Source organism: Actinophytocola sp. (assembly GCF_035942955.1).
Taxonomy (GTDB): Bacteria; Actinomycetota; Actinomycetes; order Mycobacteriales; family Pseudonocardiaceae; genus DASYTH01.
This window is the reverse complement of the sequence record NZ_DASZCQ010000234.1, coordinates 1-19,605: the sequence shown is the minus strand read 5'-3', so window position 1 is coordinate 19,605 and position 19,605 is coordinate 1. Positions and strand designations below refer to the sequence as shown.

The 19,605-nt window shown below is 69.7% G+C and carries 15 protein-coding genes; 2 read left to right on the top strand and 13 right to left on the bottom strand.

The window, feature by feature from the left end:
* The first annotated feature begins 50 nt into the window (after positions 1 to 50).
* The gene (locus VGX25_RS24320) at positions 51 to 452 is read left to right on the top strand and encodes a DUF6294 family protein (protein ID WP_326920206.1); all 402 of its coding nucleotides are present in this window, start codon (positions 51 to 53) and stop codon (positions 450 to 452) included.
* Positions 453 to 499: 47 nt separating this feature from the next.
* Here VGX25_RS24320 and VGX25_RS24315 read toward each other — a convergent pair whose 3' ends face one another.
* The 5 genes from VGX25_RS24315 to VGX25_RS24295 all read right to left on the bottom strand — a co-directional run bounded on the left by VGX25_RS24315 (position 500) and on the right by VGX25_RS24295 (position 6,541).
* A complete protein-coding gene (locus VGX25_RS24315) occupies positions 500 to 1,348 on the bottom strand; it encodes a leishmanolysin-related zinc metalloendopeptidase (protein ID WP_326920205.1) in 849 nt (282 codons plus the stop codon).
* A gap of 146 nt (positions 1,349 to 1,494) precedes the next feature.
* Entirely contained in the window at positions 1,495 to 3,438 is a 1,944-nt protein-coding gene (locus tag VGX25_RS24310) for a glycoside hydrolase family 127 protein (protein ID WP_326920204.1), read from the bottom strand.
* 18 nt (positions 3,439 to 3,456) lie between these two features.
* Complete coding sequence (locus VGX25_RS24305) at positions 3,457 to 4,293, bottom strand: carbohydrate ABC transporter permease (RefSeq protein WP_326920203.1); 837 nt, start codon at positions 4,291 to 4,293, stop codon at positions 3,457 to 3,459.
* Positions 4,293 to 5,252, bottom strand: coding sequence for a sugar ABC transporter permease (locus VGX25_RS24300; protein WP_326920202.1), 960 nt, complete (start codon positions 5,250 to 5,252; stop codon positions 4,293 to 4,295). Before VGX25_RS24300 ends, VGX25_RS24305 begins: the two co-directional genes overlap by 1 nt.
* Positions 5,252 to 6,541 (bottom strand): sugar ABC transporter substrate-binding protein, encoded by a 1,290-nt coding sequence (locus tag VGX25_RS24295; RefSeq protein ID WP_326920201.1) that lies wholly within the window; start codon positions 6,539 to 6,541, stop codon positions 5,252 to 5,254. The genes VGX25_RS24300 and VGX25_RS24295 overlap by 1 nt, the downstream gene beginning before the upstream one ends.
* Positions 6,542 to 6,712: 171 nt before the next feature.
* Between VGX25_RS24295 and VGX25_RS24290 the strand changes: the two genes are divergently transcribed.
* A complete protein-coding gene (locus VGX25_RS24290; RefSeq protein WP_326920200.1) occupies positions 6,713 to 7,741 on the top strand; it encodes a LacI family DNA-binding transcriptional regulator in 1,029 nt (342 codons plus the stop codon).
* Positions 7,742 to 7,790: 49 nt separating this feature from the next.
* On the opposite strand, the gene VGX25_RS24285 is transcribed toward VGX25_RS24290, so the two are convergent.
* The 8 genes from VGX25_RS24285 to VGX25_RS24250 all read right to left on the bottom strand — a co-directional run.
* Entirely contained in the window at positions 7,791 to 8,627 is an 837-nt protein-coding gene (locus VGX25_RS24285; protein WP_326920199.1) for an NAD(P)-dependent oxidoreductase, read from the bottom strand.
* Positions 8,628 to 8,686: 59 nt separating this feature from the next.
* Complete coding sequence (locus VGX25_RS24280) at positions 8,687 to 11,737, bottom strand: glycosyl hydrolase 115 family protein (protein ID WP_326920198.1); 3,051 nt, start codon at positions 11,735 to 11,737, stop codon at positions 8,687 to 8,689.
* Between the two features lie 155 nt (positions 11,738 to 11,892).
* Positions 11,893 to 12,594, bottom strand: coding sequence for an ABC transporter ATP-binding protein (locus VGX25_RS24275; protein ID WP_326920197.1), 702 nt, complete (start codon positions 12,592 to 12,594; stop codon positions 11,893 to 11,895).
* A complete protein-coding gene (locus VGX25_RS24270; RefSeq protein WP_326920196.1) occupies positions 12,587 to 14,335 on the bottom strand; it encodes a branched-chain amino acid ABC transporter ATP-binding protein/permease in 1,749 nt (582 codons plus the stop codon). Before VGX25_RS24270 ends, VGX25_RS24275 begins: the two co-directional genes overlap by 8 nt.
* Positions 14,332 to 15,198 carry a branched-chain amino acid ABC transporter permease gene (locus VGX25_RS24265; protein ID WP_326920195.1) on the bottom strand — a complete coding sequence of 289 codons (867 nt, stop codon included), beginning with the start codon at positions 15,196 to 15,198 and terminating at the stop codon, positions 14,332 to 14,334. Before VGX25_RS24265 ends, VGX25_RS24270 begins: the two co-directional genes overlap by 4 nt.
* Before the next feature lie 10 nt (positions 15,199 to 15,208).
* A complete protein-coding gene (locus tag VGX25_RS24260) occupies positions 15,209 to 16,447 on the bottom strand; it encodes an amino acid ABC transporter substrate-binding protein (protein WP_326920194.1) in 1,239 nt (412 codons plus the stop codon).
* A 26-nt stretch (positions 16,448 to 16,473) separates the two neighbouring features.
* Positions 16,474 to 18,114 carry an amidohydrolase gene (locus tag VGX25_RS24255; protein WP_326920193.1) on the bottom strand — a complete coding sequence of 547 codons (1,641 nt, stop codon included), beginning with the start codon at positions 18,112 to 18,114 and terminating at the stop codon, positions 16,474 to 16,476.
* Positions 18,115 to 18,602: 488 nt separating this feature from the next.
* A partial coding sequence (locus VGX25_RS24250; protein ID WP_326920192.1) for an HNH endonuclease signature motif containing protein occupies positions 18,603 to 19,605 on the bottom strand: 1,003 nt, incomplete at its 5' end.

Sequence of the window (19,605 nt, the reverse complement as noted above, 5' to 3'; positions counted from 1 at the left end):
GGCATCTGCTGAGTGTCAACATCGGACGTTCGAGGGTAAGGGGCAGAGCCATGAACCGGTCTGTCATCAGGGAAGTAGCGAACGTGAGCGCGGTGCACCTCACCGGCTGGGAACCGTGGGAGTTCACCTGGGGGCTGATCCGCAGCGGTGACTGCACGATGTTCGAGGGCGCCACGTGGACCCTGTTTCCCAACGGCGTCGCGATGTTCGACGGGACGGTCAGCAGCGGCGATGACGACGACGCGTGGGTGATCTGGCACGTCGACCTGCTCGACCGCAACCGTGCCATTCTGGGCTCGCTGGCCAACGAGCATCCGACCGGGGGAGACTGGCGCAAGTTCGTGCGGACCATGCCGAGCAGCGCCGAGCGGTACCGGTTCCGCGCCTTGGCCACGTTCGACCCCGGGCTCTGGGGGGACATCGACCGGTTGAAAATGCATTGGAGCTGCTGAACGACGATCGGCCGGTCCCCCTGGAACCGGCCGATCGTCTTGTGGGATCAGGCTTTCACGCTCTCGCGGGACACCTCGACCGGGTCGTCTCGCATCGCAACCAGGCTGTGGCACGGCACCCGCTCCTGCGCCACGACCGCCAGCAGCGCGTCGGCCGACGGCAGGTCGTAGTCGTCGGCTGCGTCGACGTCGACCTGGTAGCCGAGGTCACCGAGGCCGGCGGCGGTGACCCGGCTCAGCGGGTTCGGCGGCCGGTTGACGAAGCCCGTCATCAGCTCGTTGCCGAACACCTCGTCGCGCCAGTGCGTCCCCCTGGTGCCCGGTCCGCCGGTGTTCTCCACCGGCACCCGCACCGGATCGCCCGATCCGCCGCGCAGCTTGTGGTATTCGGCCATCGCCGCCGGCCCGGAGAACGTCGGATCGTCGGTGTCGGCGCCGACCAGCAGGCCCTTGGCCGCCCAGAGCCCGCCGCTGAGCCCGAGGACGTGCCCCATCTCGTGGGTGATCACATCCCCGAGCGTCCCCGAGGTCTCCATCCGGGCGAGATCCTTCTTGTCGAACGTCATCTCACCGCGCACCGGCAGCAGCGCTGACGGCTCGGCGCCCCGCGGCCGCACGTGGGTGATCCGTGCCTGCCCGAGCACCTGCCCCTCGCCGTCGATCTCCTCGCCCCGCGCGACGATCAGGACGTCGTCGATCACCTCGCCGTCGAGCTCCACGTCCGGCAGATCGCCCACGATCACCCGCACCCACCGGTCGGCCGCCGTCGCGAACGCGTCCATCTGCCGCTGCGTCAACCCGCCGAGAAAACGCACGGTGATCGTGAACGGCGACTCCGTCCGGGCGAGCAACAACGCCCGGTCCGCGTCCGCCCGCGCCTGGTACACCTCGGACATACCCGTCTCCTTCCACAGTCGTCCTGTGGTTCCTCGGATGCGGAAGAAGCGCGGGAAATACCGCCGTGTTGGCCGCTCACGTCGCCGTGTTGGCCGCTCACGCGACGCCAGGCGCCAACACGACGACGCCAGGCGCCAACACGGGGTTAAGTGTGGCGGGTGGGGATGAAGATGCGCATGACCGATGGGCCGCGGTTGGCCCAGAGGTGGTAGGGGATCGCGGTGAGCCGGACCGGGCGGCCGGTGGGTGGGGGTTGCTCGCCGAGGGTGGCCCAGCCGGAGCCGGCCCAGGCGGAGTCGTCGCGGGCGAAGCCGGCCGCCGTGACCACGATGACCGGCTGGCCGAGGAGATCCGGCCGCGGCTCCTCGGCGAGCGGCTCGTCGACGAGGATCTCGACGTGGTTGAGGTCCACGCCGTCGGCCTGGTCCGGGCTTTCCAGGCAGTACACCACCGGGCCGCGTTCGATGGCGACGGTGCCGCGCAGTGCGTCGACGGCCGGGTGGGGGGTGGTCAGGCGCGGCGGCATGGGCAGGGTGAGGGTGATCCGGTCACCCTCCTGCCAGGGCCGCGCGAGCTCGAGGTAGCCACGCTCACCGGGCGACGCCGAGGCGGCGTCGCCGTTGACCGTCACGGTGGCGCCACGGCACCAGTCGGGGATCCGCAGGGCCAGCGTCCACGGAGTGTCGCTCGTGGACGATGTGACGGTCAGCTCGACGGTGCCGTCCAGCGGGTAGTCGGTGGCCATGGTGAGCGAGCCGGCGGGCGCGTTGATCACGGCCGGCAGGTACTGGTGGATCTGGATTCCGTCGTCGGCACACGTGGCGACGTAGCCGCCGAGGGAGGCGACCGTGCGCATGATGTTGGGCGGGCAGCAGGCGCACTGGAACCAGTGCGGGCGGGTGCCGGGGGCCTCGGCGCGTTGCGGGCGGGTCTGGGTGGGGGCGGCCGGTCGGGCCGTCCTGCGCTGGGCCGGGTTGTTGTAGAAGAACGCGTCCCGCTCGACCGAGGTGGACGCGGCGAACAGGTTGTGCAGCGCGCGTTCGATGTGGTCGGCGAACCGGCTCTGCCCGGTGGCCAGCAGCAGCCGCCAGGACAGCATGACGCTGGCGATGGTCGCGCAGGTCTCGCCGTAGACCAGGTCGGGCGGCAGCTCGTACTCGTCGCCGAAGGACTCGCCGTCGAACCGGGAGCCGACCGCGCCGTTGAGGTACATCTTGGTGGCCAGCAACGATTCCCACTGCCGCAGCGCGCTGTCGAGCAGCGCCCGCTCGCCGGTCTCGGTGTAGACGTCGACGACGCCGCAGAGCAGGTACAGGGCGCGCACCGCGTGACCGACCACCGTGGACTGCTCGCGCACCGGAACGGCGTCCTGGTAGTAGGTCGAGTCGAAGTGTCCCTTGGGATCGAGCACCCGGTGGCCGCGCACGTCGATCAGCTGCTGGGCCAGCTCCAGGTACGGCCGGGAACCGGTCTGCCGGTACAGCTCGACCAGCGCCATCTCGATGACCGGGTGGCCGTCGGTGTCCTTGCGCCGCAGCTCGGCGAAGTCCCGCACGACGCAGTCGGCGGCGCGCCGGGCGATGTCGAGCAGCTCGTCGGTTCCGGTCGCGCGCGCGTGCGCCACGCCGGCCTGGATCAGGTGCCCGATGCAGTACAGCTCGTGACTCATCACCAGGTTGTCCCAGCGGACGTCGTGCCCGGCCTGCACGTAGGAGTTGAGGTAGCCGTCCTCCTGCTGCGCCGCCCGCAGCACCTCGGCCAGCTCGCTCACCGAGCCCGACAGGTAGGCCGACGGCGCGCGGCCGAGGTCCCAGGACAGCGCCTCCAGTACCTTGTGGACATCCGAGTCACTGAACCACATGCCTTGATGTGGCACAGAGCTCCCCACTTTGGCAAGGCTGCGCAGGTTCGCCACCGAGCCGTCCCGCTCCAGCCAGCTCAGCGCGTGCGGGGTGGTCACCTCGCGGTTCTGCCGCTGCCACCGGGCCCAGAACCCGCCGGTGAGCTCGACCTGGTCGAGGCCGAGCGGCCGCACGGCCAGGCGCGACGTGGCCAGCGGCGAGACCGGCCCGCGGATGGGAGGCGTCACGTGGTTCTCCTTCGACTCTTACCCGCGCAGGGCGCCGGCGACCAGGCCGCTGACATAGAAACGTTGCAGGAGCAGGTACACCACCAGGCAGGGCACCATCGCGATCACGATCCCCGCCTGCAGCGCACCGAAATCGATGATGTTGTACGAGGCGTACCGGATGTTCACCAGCATCACCGGCAGCGTGTACTTCGACCCGTCGTTGAGGAAGATCAGCGGCGCGAGGTACTCGTTCCAGGAGGTGAGGAACGAGAACAGGGCGACGGTGACCGCCCCGGGCAGCACGATGCGCAGCGAGACGTGCCGGAACGCGCCGAAGCTCGAGCAGCCGTCGACCAGCGCGGCCTCCTCGAGCTCGCGCGGGATCGCCTCGAAGCTGTTGCGCATCAGGAAGATGCCGAACGGAAGCTGGAACATGACCAGCACGAGGGCCAGGCCGAGCAGCGTGTTCCCCAGGCCGATCCGGCTGAGCAGGATGTACAGCGGCAGCAGGATGGTCGCGTACGGCACCATCAGGATCGCCAGCGTCGAGCCGAACAGCAGGCTCTTGCCCCGGAACGTGAAGCGGGCGAAGCCGTACCCACCGAGCACGCAGACCACGACCGAGCCGATCACGGTGATCGCCGACACCAGGATGCTGTTCACCAGGTAGGTGCCGATGCCCTGGTCGAACGTGGTGAGGTTGCGGTAGTTGTCCAGCGAGAGGCTATGCGGGAACCAGGTGGGCGGCTGCTGGTTGGCCTCGTCGGTGGTCTTGAGCGAGTTGAGCAGGGCCCACAGCAACGGGAACAGGAACGCGATCGCCAGCGCGGCGCTCCACCCGTGGAACAGCGCGGTGCGAAGCGGTCTGGTCATCAGCTCTCCCGGTTCCGCAGCAGGCGAAGCTGGATGACGTTGATGACGACCAGGACCACCAGCAGCACCACCGCCTGGGCCGCCGCGTCGCCGAGCTGGAACGACTGGAACGCCCGGTTGTACAGGGCGAGCACCACGGTCACCGTGCTGTTGTCCGGGCCGCCGTGGGTAAGCACGTAGAACTGGTCGAAGGCGAGCAGCGAGCCGGTGATCGACAGCACGGTCAGCAGGGCGAGGGTGGGTTTGAGGCTGGGCACGGTGATGTAGCGCAACCGCTGCCAGGTCGACGCACCGTCCACTTTGGCCGCCTCGTAGTACTCGTGCGGGATGGACTGCAGGCCGACGAGCAGCACGATGACCTGGAAGCCGATGAACTTCCACACCACGAGGGCGATCACGGTGAACAGCGCCTTGCCCGGCGTCTCGAGGAACCCGACGGGTTGGTCGATCAGCCCGAGGCCCTTGAGCACCTGGTTGAACAGGCCGATCTGGTCCTGCGCGTCCAGCCACCACATCGTCGACGCGGCGGCGACGCCGACGACGTAGGGGAGGAAGTACGCGGTGCGGTAGAAGCGGACGCCGCGGCGCGCGCTGTTGGAGATCGCCACGAGCACGAACGCAATCAGGAACAGCACCACCGTCGTGATCGCGGTGTAGACGAGCGTGAACGTGATCGCCCCGACGAACAGGTCGTCGTCGCCGAGGCTGCGGTAGTTGTCCAGGCCGTTCGGGACGGGCGAGCCGAGCAGCGGCCAGTCCGTGAAGGACATGTAGACCAGGATCACCAGCGGCGCGAGGAACAGCCCGGCCACGACGATCCCGGTCGGCGCGACGAACAGCCACCCGGTCAGCGGTCGCCGCGCCGCCGAGTCGCGCGAGGGTCGCGGGCTGGCGGCGGAGGACTCCCTGGCGACGTCGACCGCCCCCAGGGAGTCCTTCAGGGCTTGCGGAGCGGCCATCAGTTGGCCGAGTCCAAACCCTGCTGGATCTTCGCCTGCCCGTCGGCGAGGGCCTTGTCGATGCCTTCGCCGCCGTAGAGCGCGGCGCGGATGGTCGCCACCCACGGCCCGTTCGGGTTGTTGAACAGGTCGCCGAACGGCAGGGCGAACGGGGTCTTGCCGTTCTTCAGCCCGTCGGCGATGGTCTTGGTGCGCGGGTCGGCCGCGGTGTACTTGTTGCCCGACAGGTCGGTCCGGCCGGGGAGGTCACCGTTCTTGCAGATGATCTCCACCTGCTGGCTCTCCTCCAGTGTCCAGTTGAGGAAGTCCCACGCCTGCGCCTTGTGGGTCGAGGTGGCGGAGATGCCGGCCACGTCGCCGCCGATGAACGTCGAGGTCTTCGAGCCGTCCGGGGACATCAGCGCGGTCACGCCCCACTCGAACTTGGTCTGCTTGAGCAGGTCGCCGACGATGGGCGAGCCGAGCGGCAGCATCCCGACCTTGCCGGCAAGGAAGTTCGCCGGCCAGGTCGACCCGTCCTGGGTCTTGTCGCTGGAGTCCACCAGGTTCTCATCGGACAGCCGCTTGTAGAGAGTGAAGATCTTCTTGAACGAGTCGTTGTTGATATCGACCTTCTTGCCGTCTGCCGAGAGTACCTCGCGCCCGTCCGCCCAGGCGTACGGGAACAGCGTGTAGACGCCGCAGCCGCCGCAGTTGCCGGCGAGGTCGAAGCCGGTGATCCCGTTGCCGAGCGCGGTGATCTTCTTGGCGTACTCGTAGATCTCGTCGAAGTTCTTCGGCGGCTTCTCCGGGTCGAGGCCCGCCTGCCGGAACAGGTCCTTGTTCCAGAAGAACACCGAGGAGTCGAGCTTGTGCGGGACGGCGTAGATCTTGTCCTGATAGGACGCGACGTCCAGGTGCGACTTGGCGATGTTGTCGTAGTACGGCAGCGCCTTGATCTCCGCCGTGAGGTCCTGGAACAGGCCCTGCTTGGTGTAGTTCGGGGTGTAGACGACGTCGGAGGCCAGGATGTCGGGCAGGCTGCGCGATCCGGCGGCGGTGCCGACCTTGGTCAGGTAGTTGTCGTTGGGGATGATCGTCAGCGCCACCTTGTTCTTGTGGCTGGAGTTGTAGGCGTCGACCAAGCGCTGGCTGAACTGGTCGGTGGCCGAGCGGACCCACATCGTCAGCTGGGTGCCGTCGTCCGGGTTGGCGTTGGTGGTGCCGCCACCACTGTCCCCGCCGCCGCACGCGGCCAGGGTCAGTGCGAGCGCGGACGCCGCCGCCACGATGGTGGTGAACTTGGCCATGTCCTCTCCCTTGAGGCTGAAGCCACGCGTGGGACGAGACGGAAAAGTTTCCGAGGGTAGTCCGGTAAAGCTAAGGCTTTCCGGACCATAGGGCTAGCCGAGTTCGCTGGTCAATGCCACGATGGACCCAGTATGATTGCGGAAAATTTTCCGTGAGAAGAGGCGCAGGTGGTGCAGCGGAAACGACGCGGCACGGCGGTCACGGTCAACGACGTCGCCGCGCTGGCCGGGGTGTCCCCCGGCACCGTCTCGAAGGCGTTGAACGGCCGCGGGCAGCTGCGGGCGGAGACCCGCCGGCGGGTGGTCGTCGCCGCCGAGGAGCTCGGCTTCCACGTGAACATGTTGGCGCGCAGCCTGCTTGAGGGGCGCACCTACACCGTCGGCGTGCTCACCACGGACAGCTTCGGGCGGTTCACGATCCCGGTGATGCTCGGCGCGGAGGACGCCCTCGGCGCCGGCCAGATCTCGGTGCTGCTGTGCGACGGGCGCGGCGACCGGATCCGCGAGCAGCACTACCTGCGCACGCTGCTGGCCCGCCGGGTGGACGGGATCATCGTCACCGGCCGCACCTACGACCCGCGCCCGTCCCTCGGCCCCGACCTCCCGGTCCCGGTCGTCTACGCCAGGGCGCGCTCCGACCGCCCGGAGGACCTGTCCCTCATCCACGACGACGCGCAGGGCGTCGGCCTGGCGATCACGCACCTGCTCGCCACCGGCCGGCACAGGATCGCGCACATCACCGGCCCCGAGCGGCACCTGGCGACCCGCGAGCGGGCGGCCGCGACGAAGGCGGCGCTGGCGGCGGCCGGCGAGTCGCTCGTCCTCGGCGAGCCGCTGATGGGCGACTGGAGCGAGCGCTGGGGCCGGGAGGCGGCGGCCATCCTGCTGCGCACCGGCGAGGAGTTCAACGGCATCTTCTGCGGCAGCGACCAGATCGCCCGCGGGGTCGCCGACGGCCTGCGCGAGGCGGGCCGCCGGGTACCCGAGGAGGTCGGCATCGTCGGCGTGGACAACTGGGAGGTCATGGCCGAGGGCTGCCGCCCGCCGCTGACCACGGTGGACCTCAACCTCACCGAGCTCGGCCACGCGGCCGCCACCAAGCTGCTGCGCGCCATCGAGGGCCATCCCCTCGAGCAGGGACTGCAGAAGATGCCCTGCCGCCTGGTCACCCGCCGCTCCACCGAGATGACCCCGATCTGAGCCCGAGAACCCGTCGTGAGCCTTTCCGGGGTTATGGCACCACAAAGACTTACGACAGGTACTGCCGCCAGGAATGCTCCGGGTTGAAGCCGAGCACGCGCCGGGCGCGGTCGATGGACAGCAGCGTCTCGTGCTCGCCGACGTCCCGCTTGAGCGCAGTGTCGGGGTAGACCTCGCGGAGCAGGTCCACCGATGGCCGGTCCATGACCGTGTCGGCCGCGGCGATGATGTGGCTGCTGCTGGCGGTCACGTCGGCCTCGAGGGCCAGCCGGCAGGCGGTCGCCGCGTCGCGCTGGTCGATGTAGCCCCACAGGTTCCACCGCCGGGTGGTCGGGTCGCTCCAGAACTCGGGGAACCGCTGGTACTCCGTGGGGCCGAGGATGTTGGAGAAGCGGAGCGCGACGAACGGAACTCCGGACCACGCCGCGAAATGCTCGGCCATGGTCTCGGTGACGACCTTGGACAGGGCGTAGGACGTTGTCGGAAGTGGATAGTGGTCCTCGTCGACCGGGGCGTACCGCGGCGGGGTGTCGAAGGGCAGGCCGAGGGTCGTCTCGCTGGACGCCCACACCACGCGGCGCAGGCCGAGGCGGGTCGCGGCGTGGAACACGTTGTGGTTCATCGTGGTGTTCGCCGTGAACGTGGTGACCGGTGGGTAGATGTCCGGCGCGGGGATGTTGGCCAGGTGGACGACGGCGTCGACGTCCTGTAGCACCTCGACGGCCTGCCCGTAGTCGGTCAGGTCGGCCCGCAGCACCGGCGCGCCGATGTCCCGCTCGGGCGCCCGCACGTCGGTGGCGACGACCTCGTAGCCGTGCCCGAGCAACTCCGTCACGGCGAACCGTCCAAGGCGCCCGCTCGCGCCGGTCACACAGATCGTGGTCATGAAACCGATTTTGCAGCAGCGCCGGCCCGGAGAACCTACCGGCCGCTGACCCGCGCCGCCTAGCCGATCCGCCGGCTTTCGGGTGGGCCGAGGTAGCTTGGCCGCATGCCGCCGGTGTCGACGACGAGCTTCTGCAGGATCACCGTCGGATCGACCACCCAGAACTTCAGCGTGTGCCGGCCCGGCGTGGTGATCACGTGCGTGGTGGCGGTCCGGTTGACGTTGTCGGAGGTGTTCCGCTCCCACTGGCGGTTCATGGTCGTGTCGTTGGCGCCGGTGGCCGTCGTGACGTTGACGATCTGCGGCGTGCCGTCGTCGATGGAGACCGCGTAGCTCAACCCGTCGGTCGGGTGCACGTTGTTGCGCGGCGACACGTACGCCCACACCGTGACCGGGCCGGTGCTGGTCACGTTCATCGTGTACTCGAGGCGCGGGCCGTCCGGCGCGCGCCGGGCCGCGGTGACCGGCGCCGGCTGCATGCCCGACCCGTCCCGGCCGATGTCGGGGATCCGCAGCCAGTTCCCGACGGTGTCGGTCGCGTGGTCGGCCAGCATCGACACGTACCCGTTGGCCTCGACGAACCCGCGCGCCGAGCGCGGCAGGTCGGGCTTGTCCACCACGGCCTGCACCACGACCGCGGCGCCATTCGGCCCGGTGATCGTGATCGGCACCTGAGTGGTCCCGGCGGGTGCACGCGACCAGTCCACCCGGACCTCGGCACGCACCTGCTTGTCGACGGTTCCGCTGCCGGGCGAGACGTGCAGCCACGGGACCGCCGCTCGGATGCTGTATCCGAAGGGGACGCTGCCGCGGTTGAACACCTCGAGGTACTGCGCCGGCTGGCTCTGGAACGGGCTGAACGTGGGCAGCACCGCCGGTGTCGGCTCGGCGGGCCACCACCTGTCCGACCCGTCGACGGCCACGCCCATGTCCGCCACCGCGGGCACCTCGATCCGCCGCACCGCAGGGAAGATCACGTCGGGTAGCGCGACGTTGTTGAGCTCGGGCTGCTGCCACGGCGCGTTTGGCCCGTACCTGGCCACGTCCCCGTAGTCGATGTGCGGCTGCAGCTGGAAGTTGCGCCACTTGCCGCCGGCGATCTCGGTGTTGTACCGGTGGGCCAGGGCCAGGTCGTCGGCGAACCGGGCCTCGGTGAGCGCGGCGAAGTCGTTGGTCGCGGCGCGCCCCTGGGCGGCGTACCGGATGTTGGTGAACTCCGCGTGGCGCAAGGCGTACAGGTTGGCGGTCGCCTTCACCGCGTAGAGCACGAGCTGGTAGTAGGCGTCCTGATAGGACGGTGGAAGCTCGCGGCCGATCCGCTCGGCCCTGCCGGCCAGCCGCTGCCACTCGGCGGTGACCCGATCCATCTCCCGGTAGTTCTCCAGGTAGAACGGGTTGCCCTGGTCGTCGTAGCTGATGTTGTTGGGGTTGGCCGGATCCACGGTGATCCGCCGGTTGAGCAGCTCCGGCTTGCGCCGCCCCTGCAGCGTCCCGTACTCGTGCAGCACCTCGGCGATGTCCCCGGCGTGCCGTTCGCCGAAGTTCTGCGCCGCGTACCTCCGTTCCCACGCCGGCAGCTTGTCCAGCGTCAGCGCGTTCGGGTTCCACGCGTAGTCGAGGAACAGCTGCAGGGGTAGCTCCTCGTTCTTCATGTCGCCGACATTGGCCACCCACAGCCGGTCAACGCCGTAGCCGTACGCGGTGTGCAGCTGCTCCCAGGTGTTGGCCAGGTTGATGGTGTCGACCCACTTGTAGTTGCGGCCGCCGCCGACATAGTCGAAGTGGTAGTACATGCCGTACCCGCCGGCCCGCGGGGGCAGCGTCGGGTCGGGCAGCTTGCGCATGTTGCCCCAGTTGTCGTCGGTGAACACGACGGTCACGTCGTCGGGCGCGCGCATGCCGCGGTCCCAGTACCGCTGCACCTCCTTGTACAGCGTCCACACCTGGGGGACCGTGGTCACGTCCCGGCCGGTCTCCTCGGCAAGCACCCGCCGCTGGGTGTTGATGATATTCGTCATCAGGTCGATGCCGTCGCCGTCTGGCAGGCTGACGTCGCCGTTGCCGCGCATGCCGAGGGTGACCACGCCCTCGAAGTTCTGGCTCACCATGCGCCGGATGCCGTCGCGCCAGTATGCGGTGACCGCGTCGGCGTTGCGGCGGAAGCTCCACTCGCCGGTGCCGCCGTAGGCGTTGGGGTGCCGGTTCCACTCCTCGATGCCGCGCATCATCGGCGCCTCATGGGAGGTTCCCATGATCACGCCGTATGCCGTCGCGGTGGCGTGGTTCTGCGGGTCGTCCTCGGCGAAGGCCCGGCCCCACACCGCAGGCCACAGGTAGTTCGCCTTCAGCCGCAACATGGTCTCGAAGACCTTGGCGTAGAACAGGCTGTTGAAGCCGCCGGGGAAGCCGGGGGCCCGGCCGGGTCCGAAGAACTCCGGGGCCCAGGTGCCAAGGTTGGGGTTCTCGTCGTTGATGAAGAAGCCGCGGTACTTCACCGCCGGGGTGCCCTGGGTGTGCCGGCCGGGCCGCACGTACAGCGCGTCGGAGTGCCGCGCCGGCACGTCGTCCCACCAGTACCACGGCGACACGCCGATCTGCTTGGACACGTCGTAGGCGCCGTAGATGGTGCCGCGCTGGTCGCTGCCGGCGATCACGAACGCGCGCCGCACGCCGGGCAGCGGGTTCTGCACGACCTGCTCCAGCGAGGTCTCCCACTTGCCGGCGATCCCGGTCACGTCGAGCTTTCCGGACCGCACAAGGCCGTCGATCAACGGGCTGGCGCCGATCGTGCCGACCAGCACCGGCTCGCTGCCCGGCGGAACCCGGTCGACCGAGGTGGCCGGCCGCATGCCGGTGACCCGCTCGATGTCGGCCTGCAGATCGCCCACCACGCGCAGCACGCCGGGGTGGTCGTCCGCGCTGACCACGACCGGTGCGGCGGATCCGCGCGCCACCAACGGAAAGCCGCCCGGGCCGGGGCTGCCGGTCACGTAGCCGCCGGGTTCGGCCCGATGGTCGAGCCCGTCGTCGGGGCCCGCGGAGGCGACGGTCGCGGGCGCGAGCGTGGCCACGACCAGGGACGAGACCAGAAGGGCGAGCGGTTTTCTCATGGCGTAGCTCCGAGGCAGGCAGAGCGGAAATTCCGGAAAACTGTCGAAACAGCTGCCGATAGTTAGACCATAGCCACGTCGGCGGCGCGGACGCCAGGTCCCGCTTTCCCAAGCGGCGACGGCCCGAGCGGCTCCGTCGCCTCCGAAAGTTTCACTCAGCCCAGCACGCCGCGCCGGACCTCGTCGCTGGCCCGCAGCCGCTCGGCCGGACCGCTGGCCACCATCCGCCCCTCGGCCAGCACGTAGCCGCGCGCCGAGAGCTCAAGGGCGCGGTCGACGTCCTGCTCGACCAGCAGCACGCTCACGCCGCGCCCGTTGATCTCGCCGAGCGCCTCGTAGACCTCGTCGACCACCACCGGGGCGAGGCCCAGCGACGGCTCGTCCAGCAGGAGCAGGCGGGGCAGCGCCATCAGCGCCCGGCCGATGGCCAGCATCTGCTGCTCCCCGCCGGACAGGCTACCGGCGAGCTGGGCCGACCTGGCCGACAGCCGGGGGAACAGCTCGAACACCTCGGCCATGGTCTGCCGGTGCCGCGCCCTGGCCGTGCGGCGGTAGGCGCCGAGGCAGAGGTTGTCATGCACGGACATGTGCGGAAACACCCGGCGCCCTTCCGGAACGATGGCCACCCCCTGGCCGCCGATCCGGTGCGCGGGCAGGCCGACGACGTCCACGCCGTCGATGACGACGCTGCCCCGCACGGAGGCGTGCAGCCCGGCGACCGAGGCGACCAGCGTCGACTTGCCGGCCCCGTTCGGGCCGATGAGGCACACCGCCTCGCCCGCACCGACCTCCAGCGTGACGTCCCACAGCGCCCGCGCGTCGCCGTACCAGGCGGAAAGCTCACCGATCTCAAGCATGCGCACGCTTCCCCAGGTAGGCCCGGACGACGGCCGGGTCGCTCAGCACGGTCTCCGGGTCGCCGTCGGCAAGGCACGATCCGCGGTCGAGCACGACGACCCGGGTGGCCAGCGCCCGGACCACGCGCAGCAGGTGCTCGACGATCACCACGCACACGCCGGAGGCGTGAATGCGCCGGACCACCTCGACCGCGTTGTCGATCTCCGCCGGGTTCAGCCCGGCGAGCGCCTCGTCGAGCAGCAGCAGCTTTGGCGACGTCGCGAGCGCCCTTGCCATCTCGAGCAACTGCCGCTGGTGCAGGTTGAGCGCGGACGGGTAGGCGTCGCCGAGGTGGTCGAGCCCGACCATGGCCAGGTGCCCGGCCGCGAGCCGCCGCGCGTGCGCGAGGCGCCGCGGTTCCCGCCCGAACAGCACGGCCATGGCCACGTTGTCCCGCACGGTCATCGACGCGAACGGCCGCGGGATCTGGTAGGTGCGGGCCACCCCGACGTGCGCGATCCGGTGCGGCGGCAGGCCCGTGGTGTCCCGGCCGGCGATGTGGATGCTGCCCCTTGTCGGGCGCAGGCTTCCGGCGAGCAGGTTGACCAGCGTGGTCTTGCCGGAGCCGTTCGGTCCGACCAGCCCGACCAGCTCGCCCGCGCGGATCTGCAACGAAAGGCCCTCCACCGCGCGCACGCCACCGAAGTGCTTGCTCAGATCCCGGCACTCCACCAGAACCGAGTCGTCCACAACGGACAGTTGTTCGTCTACTTCAGACAGATCGGCGGGCGGTGTCTTGGATCCCCGGGACCGCGGCCACAGGTTGCGCACCCGCACGTACAGCCCCTCGGGCGCCACGAGGATCATCACGATCAGCACGGCGCCGAGGATGACCGGCTGCCAGCCGAGGAGTGCCATCGCGCTGAGCCGGTCCTGCAGCAGCACGACCAGCACCGCCCCGAGCACCGGCCCGAACCAGTGGGTGCGCCCGCCGAGCACGCTCATCACGATCACGAACAGCGGCACGGTCAGGCTGAACACGCTGTCCACGGTGACGAACCCGATCTGCAGCGCGAAGACGCTGCCGCCGACCCCGCCGATGACCGCGCTGGCCACCAGCGCCCACAGCTTGTGCCGGAAGGTCGCCACACCGAGCGCCTCGGCGACGTCCTCGGCGTCCCGGATGGACGCCAGCGCCCACCCGGATCGCGAGTGGGCCATGACGAACGCCACCGCCACGGCGATCCCGGCGACCAGCAGGGTGATCAGGTACAGGAAGTCCTGGAACCGGCCGAGCGCGGCGGGGAAGTCGGGGATGGCGACGATGATCCCCTGCCCACCGTCGATCGAGCCGTTGATCCGGGCCAGCGCCGCCAGGATGAACGGCACCGCAAGGGTGAGCAGCGCGAAGATCTCGCCGCGCAGCGAGCGCAGCCGGAACGCCAGCAGGCCCATGCCCAGCGCGAGCACCGCGCACAGTCCCGCGGCGATGAGCACCGTCAGGTAGAAGTTCCACTCGTGGCGGCCGAACAGCACCGCCGTCGTGTACGCCCCGACCCCGACGTAGGCCGCCTGGCCGAAGCTGAAGTACCCGCTGTAGCCGGACAGGATGTTCCAGCTCGTCGCCTGGGTGACCCAGAACAGCGCGGTGGTCAGCAGCGCGAGGTAGGCGATCGGGAACCCGAGGGTCTCCCGGTACAAGGACAAAGTGGACAGCGCGGCCACCGCCAGCCCGATGCCCACCAGCCCGCGCGCCATCATTGCGCCGCCCGAACGAACAGCCCACGAGGACGCAGCAGCAGCGCCAGGACAATCGCTGTGAACAGGACGAACGGCGCGGCAGCCGGGGACAGCAGCACCGACACCACGCCGGACAGCGCGCCGACGAGCAGGCCGGCGGCCAGCGTGCCGGTCAGGTGGCCGATGCCGCCGAGGATCACCACCGCGAACACGATGCCGAACCACTCGAACGCCGTGGCCGGGGTGAGCGCGTTGGCCAGCGCGAACAGCATCCCGGCGACCGCGGCGGTGGCGCCGGACAGCCCACCGAGCACGATCCCCAGGCGCCGGTGGTCGATCCCGAACGCACTGGCGATCGTCCGGTCCTCGGCGAAGGCGCGCAGGGCCCGGCCGGCGAACGTGCGCCGCAGGACGAGCTCGGCGGCCGCGATGAAGGCGACCGCGACCAGGAACGCCAGCAGCGTGGTGACCGGGAAGACCAGCCGGCCGATGCCGACCGACGCGGTGGCGTACGGGTTGACCGCGGCGCTCATCCGCTGGAAGTCCGCGCTCCAGACGTTGCTCACCAGCTGCACGATCACGATCAGCAGGCCGAAGCTGGCCAGCAGCGAGTTCAGCTCGGAGATCCCGAGCCGGTCGTAGGCCCACTGCAGCGCCCCGCCGGCGACGAACATGGCCGGCACGGTGACGGCCAGCGTCAGGATCGGGTCCAGCCCCCAGTCCGAGGCGAGCTGGAACGTCAGGTAGGCGCTGATCAGGATCATCCCGAAGTGCGCGAGGTTGATGATCCGGAGCACGCCCCAGGTCACCGAGACCCCGGCCGCCATCAGCGCGTACAACCCGCCGAGCAGCAGGCCGGTCAGCGCGGACTGGATAGTGATCATGGGCCGGCCGTCATGCCGCGGGCGGTCCCTGGAGCTTGGCCGCCGCCCGGTCGGCCGGCCACACCGTGACCCAGTCCTTGCTCTGGATCTGCTTGATCTGCTGGGTGGTCCGCCAGAAGTTGTGCACCGCGGGATCGAAGTCCAGATGGCCGTTGAAGGTGGTGTCGGCCCCGTCGCTGTGCAGCTTGTCGCACATGGCCTTCTGGTCGAGGCCGCCGGAGCGCTCGACCGCGGCCACCAGGATCTCCCACGCCGTCCAGGACGCGGCGGCCTGCGTCTCGAACACGGTGTACGGCAGCTTCGCGTCGGTCGCCCTGGTCTTGAACTCCTCGACGATCTCGGTCGCCTCCTTGCCCAGCTTGTCCAAAGTAGACTTGTTGGGCTCGAAGATGGTCACCGAAAGCAGGCCTTCGGCGGCGGGGCCGAGGCCGAGCGGCGGCCCGGGCGCGGGGAACAGGCTGAACATCAGCGGCGGCTTGTAGCCCAGCTGCGCCATGGCCTGCAGCAGGTTCACCGGGTCGACGCCGAGACCATGGTTGATCACGAGGTCGGGCGCGGCGTCGCGCACCTGGGCCGCCAGCGGCGCCCAGTCGGTGGTGCTCGGCGGGTAGCGGATCTCCGGCGCGACGGTCAGGCCGCGCTGCTTGGCGATCGACACCGCGCCGGTCTGGTCGGACTGCGAGCCGTAGGACACGAAGTCCGTCGAGCCGTTCTGGTTGGTCAGGATGGCGACCTTCTTCGGCGGGTTCGGCAGGCTGGCCACCGCGTCGAAGAGCTGGTTGGGGACGAACTCGTTGGGCTTGGGGCCGATCGACCAGCCAGGGAACTGGCACTCGTAGGTCATCAGCGGGGCCAGCACCGAGGTGTGGTGCGGCATCGTGTAGCCGTGCCGCTGCGCGACCGCCATCGCGGACAGGATGTTCGGCGTGGCGTACGGGCCGATGATGAGGTCCACCCGCTCCTGGCTGATCAGCTGCTCGTACAGCGTGCTGACCTTCGCCTGGTCGGACTCGTCGTCCCGGACCACCCACTGGACCTGCCGGCCGAGCAGGCCGCCCTTGGCGTTGAGCCTTGCCACGAACTGCTCACCGGCGATCTTGTGGATGGCCCCGGTCGCGGCGAAGGCGCCGGACAGCGACAGCGTCGAGCCGACCACGATCGGCTCGGTGCTCGCCGCCGGAGCGCCCTCACCGTCGCTTTCGGACTTCGACTCACACGCGGTGATCGCAAGCAGTAGAACCGTTGCCACCACAGCGGATCCACGACGCCTCATGATCAGATCACCTCGCCGGTCCATGCGGATTGAACACTGTGGACGATTCGGCCGCCGACCACCGTCAGCACCGGCCGGACCGATCGGAGCTGCTCGTCGGGTACCGTGAAGTAGTCGCGGTCGAGGACGACCACGTCGGCCAGCCGGCCCTCCTCGAGCGTGCCGAGCTGATCCTCGTCGGGCTCGCCGAGGAACCAGCCGTTGGCGCGGGTGTAGAGGTCCAGCACCTCCTGCCGGCTGATCTGCTGCCCGGCGTTGATCAGTTGGCCGAGCGCGTTGCGGCCGGTCGTCGCGTAGTAGGCGTGGATGAACGGGTTCATCGGCGCGATCTGCATCCCGTCGGAGCTCATGCCGGCGTGGATGCCGCTGTCGACGATCATCCGGAACGGTGGGCCATTGTTGGTCGCGGTGCCGGCCAGGTACCGCCAGCCGGTCAGGCTCAGCCCGCCGCCGAGCGCCTTGAGCCGGTCGACGTAGTCCCGGGTGATGAACGGGACGTGCGCGACCACCCAGCGCAGGTCGGTGATCGGGTGCTCGGCGTTGACCGTCTCGAAGCCCTGGATCTCGGTCTGGAAGTCGGTCGGGGTCAGCGAGTGCACCTCCGCGCGCCAGCCGGCCGCGGCGACCTTCCTTGCGGCGTCCAGCCAGACCGGGCCGAGGCCGGCGGCGAGGAACTCGCCGATCCCGCCGGTGCGCACCAGGTCGTCGCCGAAGAACGGGTAGGCGTTGCGGAGCCGCTGGGTCAGCTCCGGCAGTGCCGGGTCGGTCTCCATGTGCAGGAAGTTGATCCGCAGCCGCACGATCCCCGCGCCCTCGGCGTACACCGCGAGGAACGGTTGGTGCATCGCGAAGTTGTCCTCGTGCGCCGCGCCGTCGGCCGGGGTTCCGATGGCCTGGAACGCCCCCTGGTCCAGGTGCGTGGTGACGCCGACGCTGGCCGCGTACGCCATGGCGTCGCGCACGCCGCGCTTGCGCTGCGCGAACGTCAGCGTCCGGCGCAGGGCCAGCGTCGCCTTGCCGGTCTCGGTTCCGGCCGCGATCGACCCGTCCGGGCCGACCGCGACCGGAATTTCCGCGCCCGTGAAGAAGTCCTTGCCGAGACTGTTGGTGACCGACGGCCCGCTGAAGCTGACCGAGATGTAGGCGGGGTGCCCGGGCACCGCGGCGTCCAGCTCCGCCAGCGTCGGCAGCCGGACCTCGCGGAACTGGTTGAAGTGGAAGCCGCCGATCGTGGTGATGAACTCCCCGGCCGGCACCGTCCGGGCCCGGTCCCGGTACGTGCGCGCCACGTCGGCGATCGAGTACGCGTTCTCCAGGGGCGTGTGGTGCCCGGGGCGGTTGCCCATCAGCACGATATGGTTATGGTTGTCGATAATGCCGGGGATCGCGGTGCGGCCGCGCAGGTTGATCAGCCTGGCGTGGTCGGGGAGGCTTCGCCGGGCCGCGGTGAGCTGGTGACCGGCGTAGACAATTCGTCCATCATGGATCGCGAGCACCTCCACGACCCGGCCGGCCATCGTGTGGATCCTGCCGTTGAACAGCACGAGGTCGCCCGCGGGGCGGGCCGGTCTCGCCCCGGCGGGCGCGGCGCCGGAGACCGCGCCCACCGTGGCCACGGTGCCGACCGCGCTGGCTCGGAACACCGTTCTGCGTGATACGCGCTTGTATCCACCACCCATCGCCTGACACCGCCCTTCCACGGGGCACGGCGGTCGTCTGGCGGGAGTGTATGCTGTCGCTTCACGCTTGTGCAATGTCACTTAACAGGTTTGGGCTTGGGTTGGCAGGGTGGTCGCCTGCGGCTTCCGGCCGTTCCCGGCTGCGTCGGAACGCCGGGGTGGTCCCGTTGTGCTTGCTGGGCACGGCGTTCCGTGGCACGGCTGTGGACAGGGGGCCGGTACACAGTCGCGGGGCAGCCCTGTCCACAGCCGTGCACCGGAGTCGGTTCCCTCGGCTAGTGGGGCCGGTCACGGCCATGACCGGGCAGGTGCTGCTCGCCTGGGCGGGGCTGGTGGCGACGTTGGGGCCGCACGCCTGTGGACAGGTGCCCCGTCCACCTTCGCGGGGCCCGCCCTGCCCACAGGCGCGCTCACCTTGAAAAAGACTTTCAAAATTTATGAAGACAAGAAATTTAGAACGGTGGTGGATCCGGGTCCCACTCGCTCGGTGCGGTGACTGGCTCGGGCTGCACCATGTGCGTGAACCCCAAGGGGCTGGTCCATTCCAGCCGGTCCCGGGCGAGTGTGCGGACTTGCCAGGCGCCTTCGTGTTTGGCGCGGTGGTGCCGCCGGCACAGGCACTGGCAGTTGTGGTCACAGGTGGCGCCGGTTGGCCAGGGCACTCGGTGGTCGATGTCGCATTGGCGGGCGCGGCGGGTGCAGCCGGGGTAGCGGCAGGTGCGGTCGCGTACCTGCACAAAAGTCTTCAACGATTCCGGTGGTGTGTAGTTCGGCGCGGTGAGATCGACCATGGCGCCGGTGGTGGGGTCGGTGCGCAGCCACCGCCACGACGTGGCCTCGGCCGCCAACTCCCGGGCCGCTTGCGCGGTCACGGGAAGCCCGTCGACCTCCGCCGGGTGCGCCGCGGTGCCCGGACCCGGCATGGTCAGGTGCACCTCCACCACCCGATTGCTGGTGTCGGAGCCGAACACCAAATCCACGGCAACGTCGGCCTCAAGCTGGGCGAATGTGCGGGGTTCGTTGCCCAGCGCCTTCAACGCTCGGGCTCGGTCGGCGATGACCGCCTGGGCGGTGGCGATCTTTTCGACGCTGTGGTGGATGGTCAGCGCCGCCATCCCCGGCTCGGTGGGGTAGGAGTCCACCCGCCGCCCCCGTAGCTGTTCCCGACGGCGTTCCTCGGCGCCCTCCGGATCCACCGCCAACACCACCCTGGCCAACGCATTGCGCAGCTGGGTGGGGGTCTGCTGGCCGGCCTTGTCCAACACCTGGGCTTCGACGGCCAGGGCGTGGTCGTCGGACAACTCGGCCACCGCATCGGCGATCAGCTGGGCCTTGTACTCCTCGATCCACCCCTGATCCAACGCCACCAACGTCTGCGGCAGCCGGTCAACCAACGTACGGGCGAACTTCAGCCGGCATCGGGCGGCCCGGTCGGAGATGTGCAGCTGGGTGGCC

Coding starts and splice junctions, on each gene's coding strand:
- VGX25_RS24320 (WP_326920206.1), top strand. CDS start 51: ATGAACCGGTCTGTCATCAGGGAAGTAGCGAACGTGAGCGCGGTGCAC.
- VGX25_RS24315 (WP_326920205.1), bottom strand. CDS start 1,348: ATGTCCGAGGTGTACCAGGCGCGGGCGGACGCGGACCGGGCGTTGTTG.
- VGX25_RS24305 (WP_326920203.1), bottom strand. CDS start 4,293: ATGACCAGACCGCTTCGCACCGCGCTGTTCCACGGGTGGAGCGCCGCG.
- VGX25_RS24300 (WP_326920202.1), bottom strand. CDS start 5,252: ATGGCCGCTCCGCAAGCCCTGAAGGACTCCCTGGGGGCGGTCGACGTC.
- VGX25_RS24295 (WP_326920201.1), bottom strand. CDS start 6,541: ATGGCCAAGTTCACCACCATCGTGGCGGCGGCGTCCGCGCTCGCACTG.
- VGX25_RS24285 (WP_326920199.1), bottom strand. CDS start 8,627: ATGACCACGATCTGTGTGACCGGCGCGAGCGGGCGCCTTGGACGGTTC.
- VGX25_RS24280 (WP_326920198.1), bottom strand. CDS start 11,737: ATGAGAAAACCGCTCGCCCTTCTGGTCTCGTCCCTGGTCGTGGCCACG.
- VGX25_RS24275 (WP_326920197.1), bottom strand. CDS start 12,594: ATGCTTGAGATCGGTGAGCTTTCCGCCTGGTACGGCGACGCGCGGGCG.
- VGX25_RS24270 (WP_326920196.1), bottom strand. CDS start 14,335: ATGATGGCGCGCGGGCTGGTGGGCATCGGGCTGGCGGTGGCCGCGCTG.
- VGX25_RS24265 (WP_326920195.1), bottom strand. CDS start 15,198: ATGATCACTATCCAGTCCGCGCTGACCGGCCTGCTGCTCGGCGGGTTG.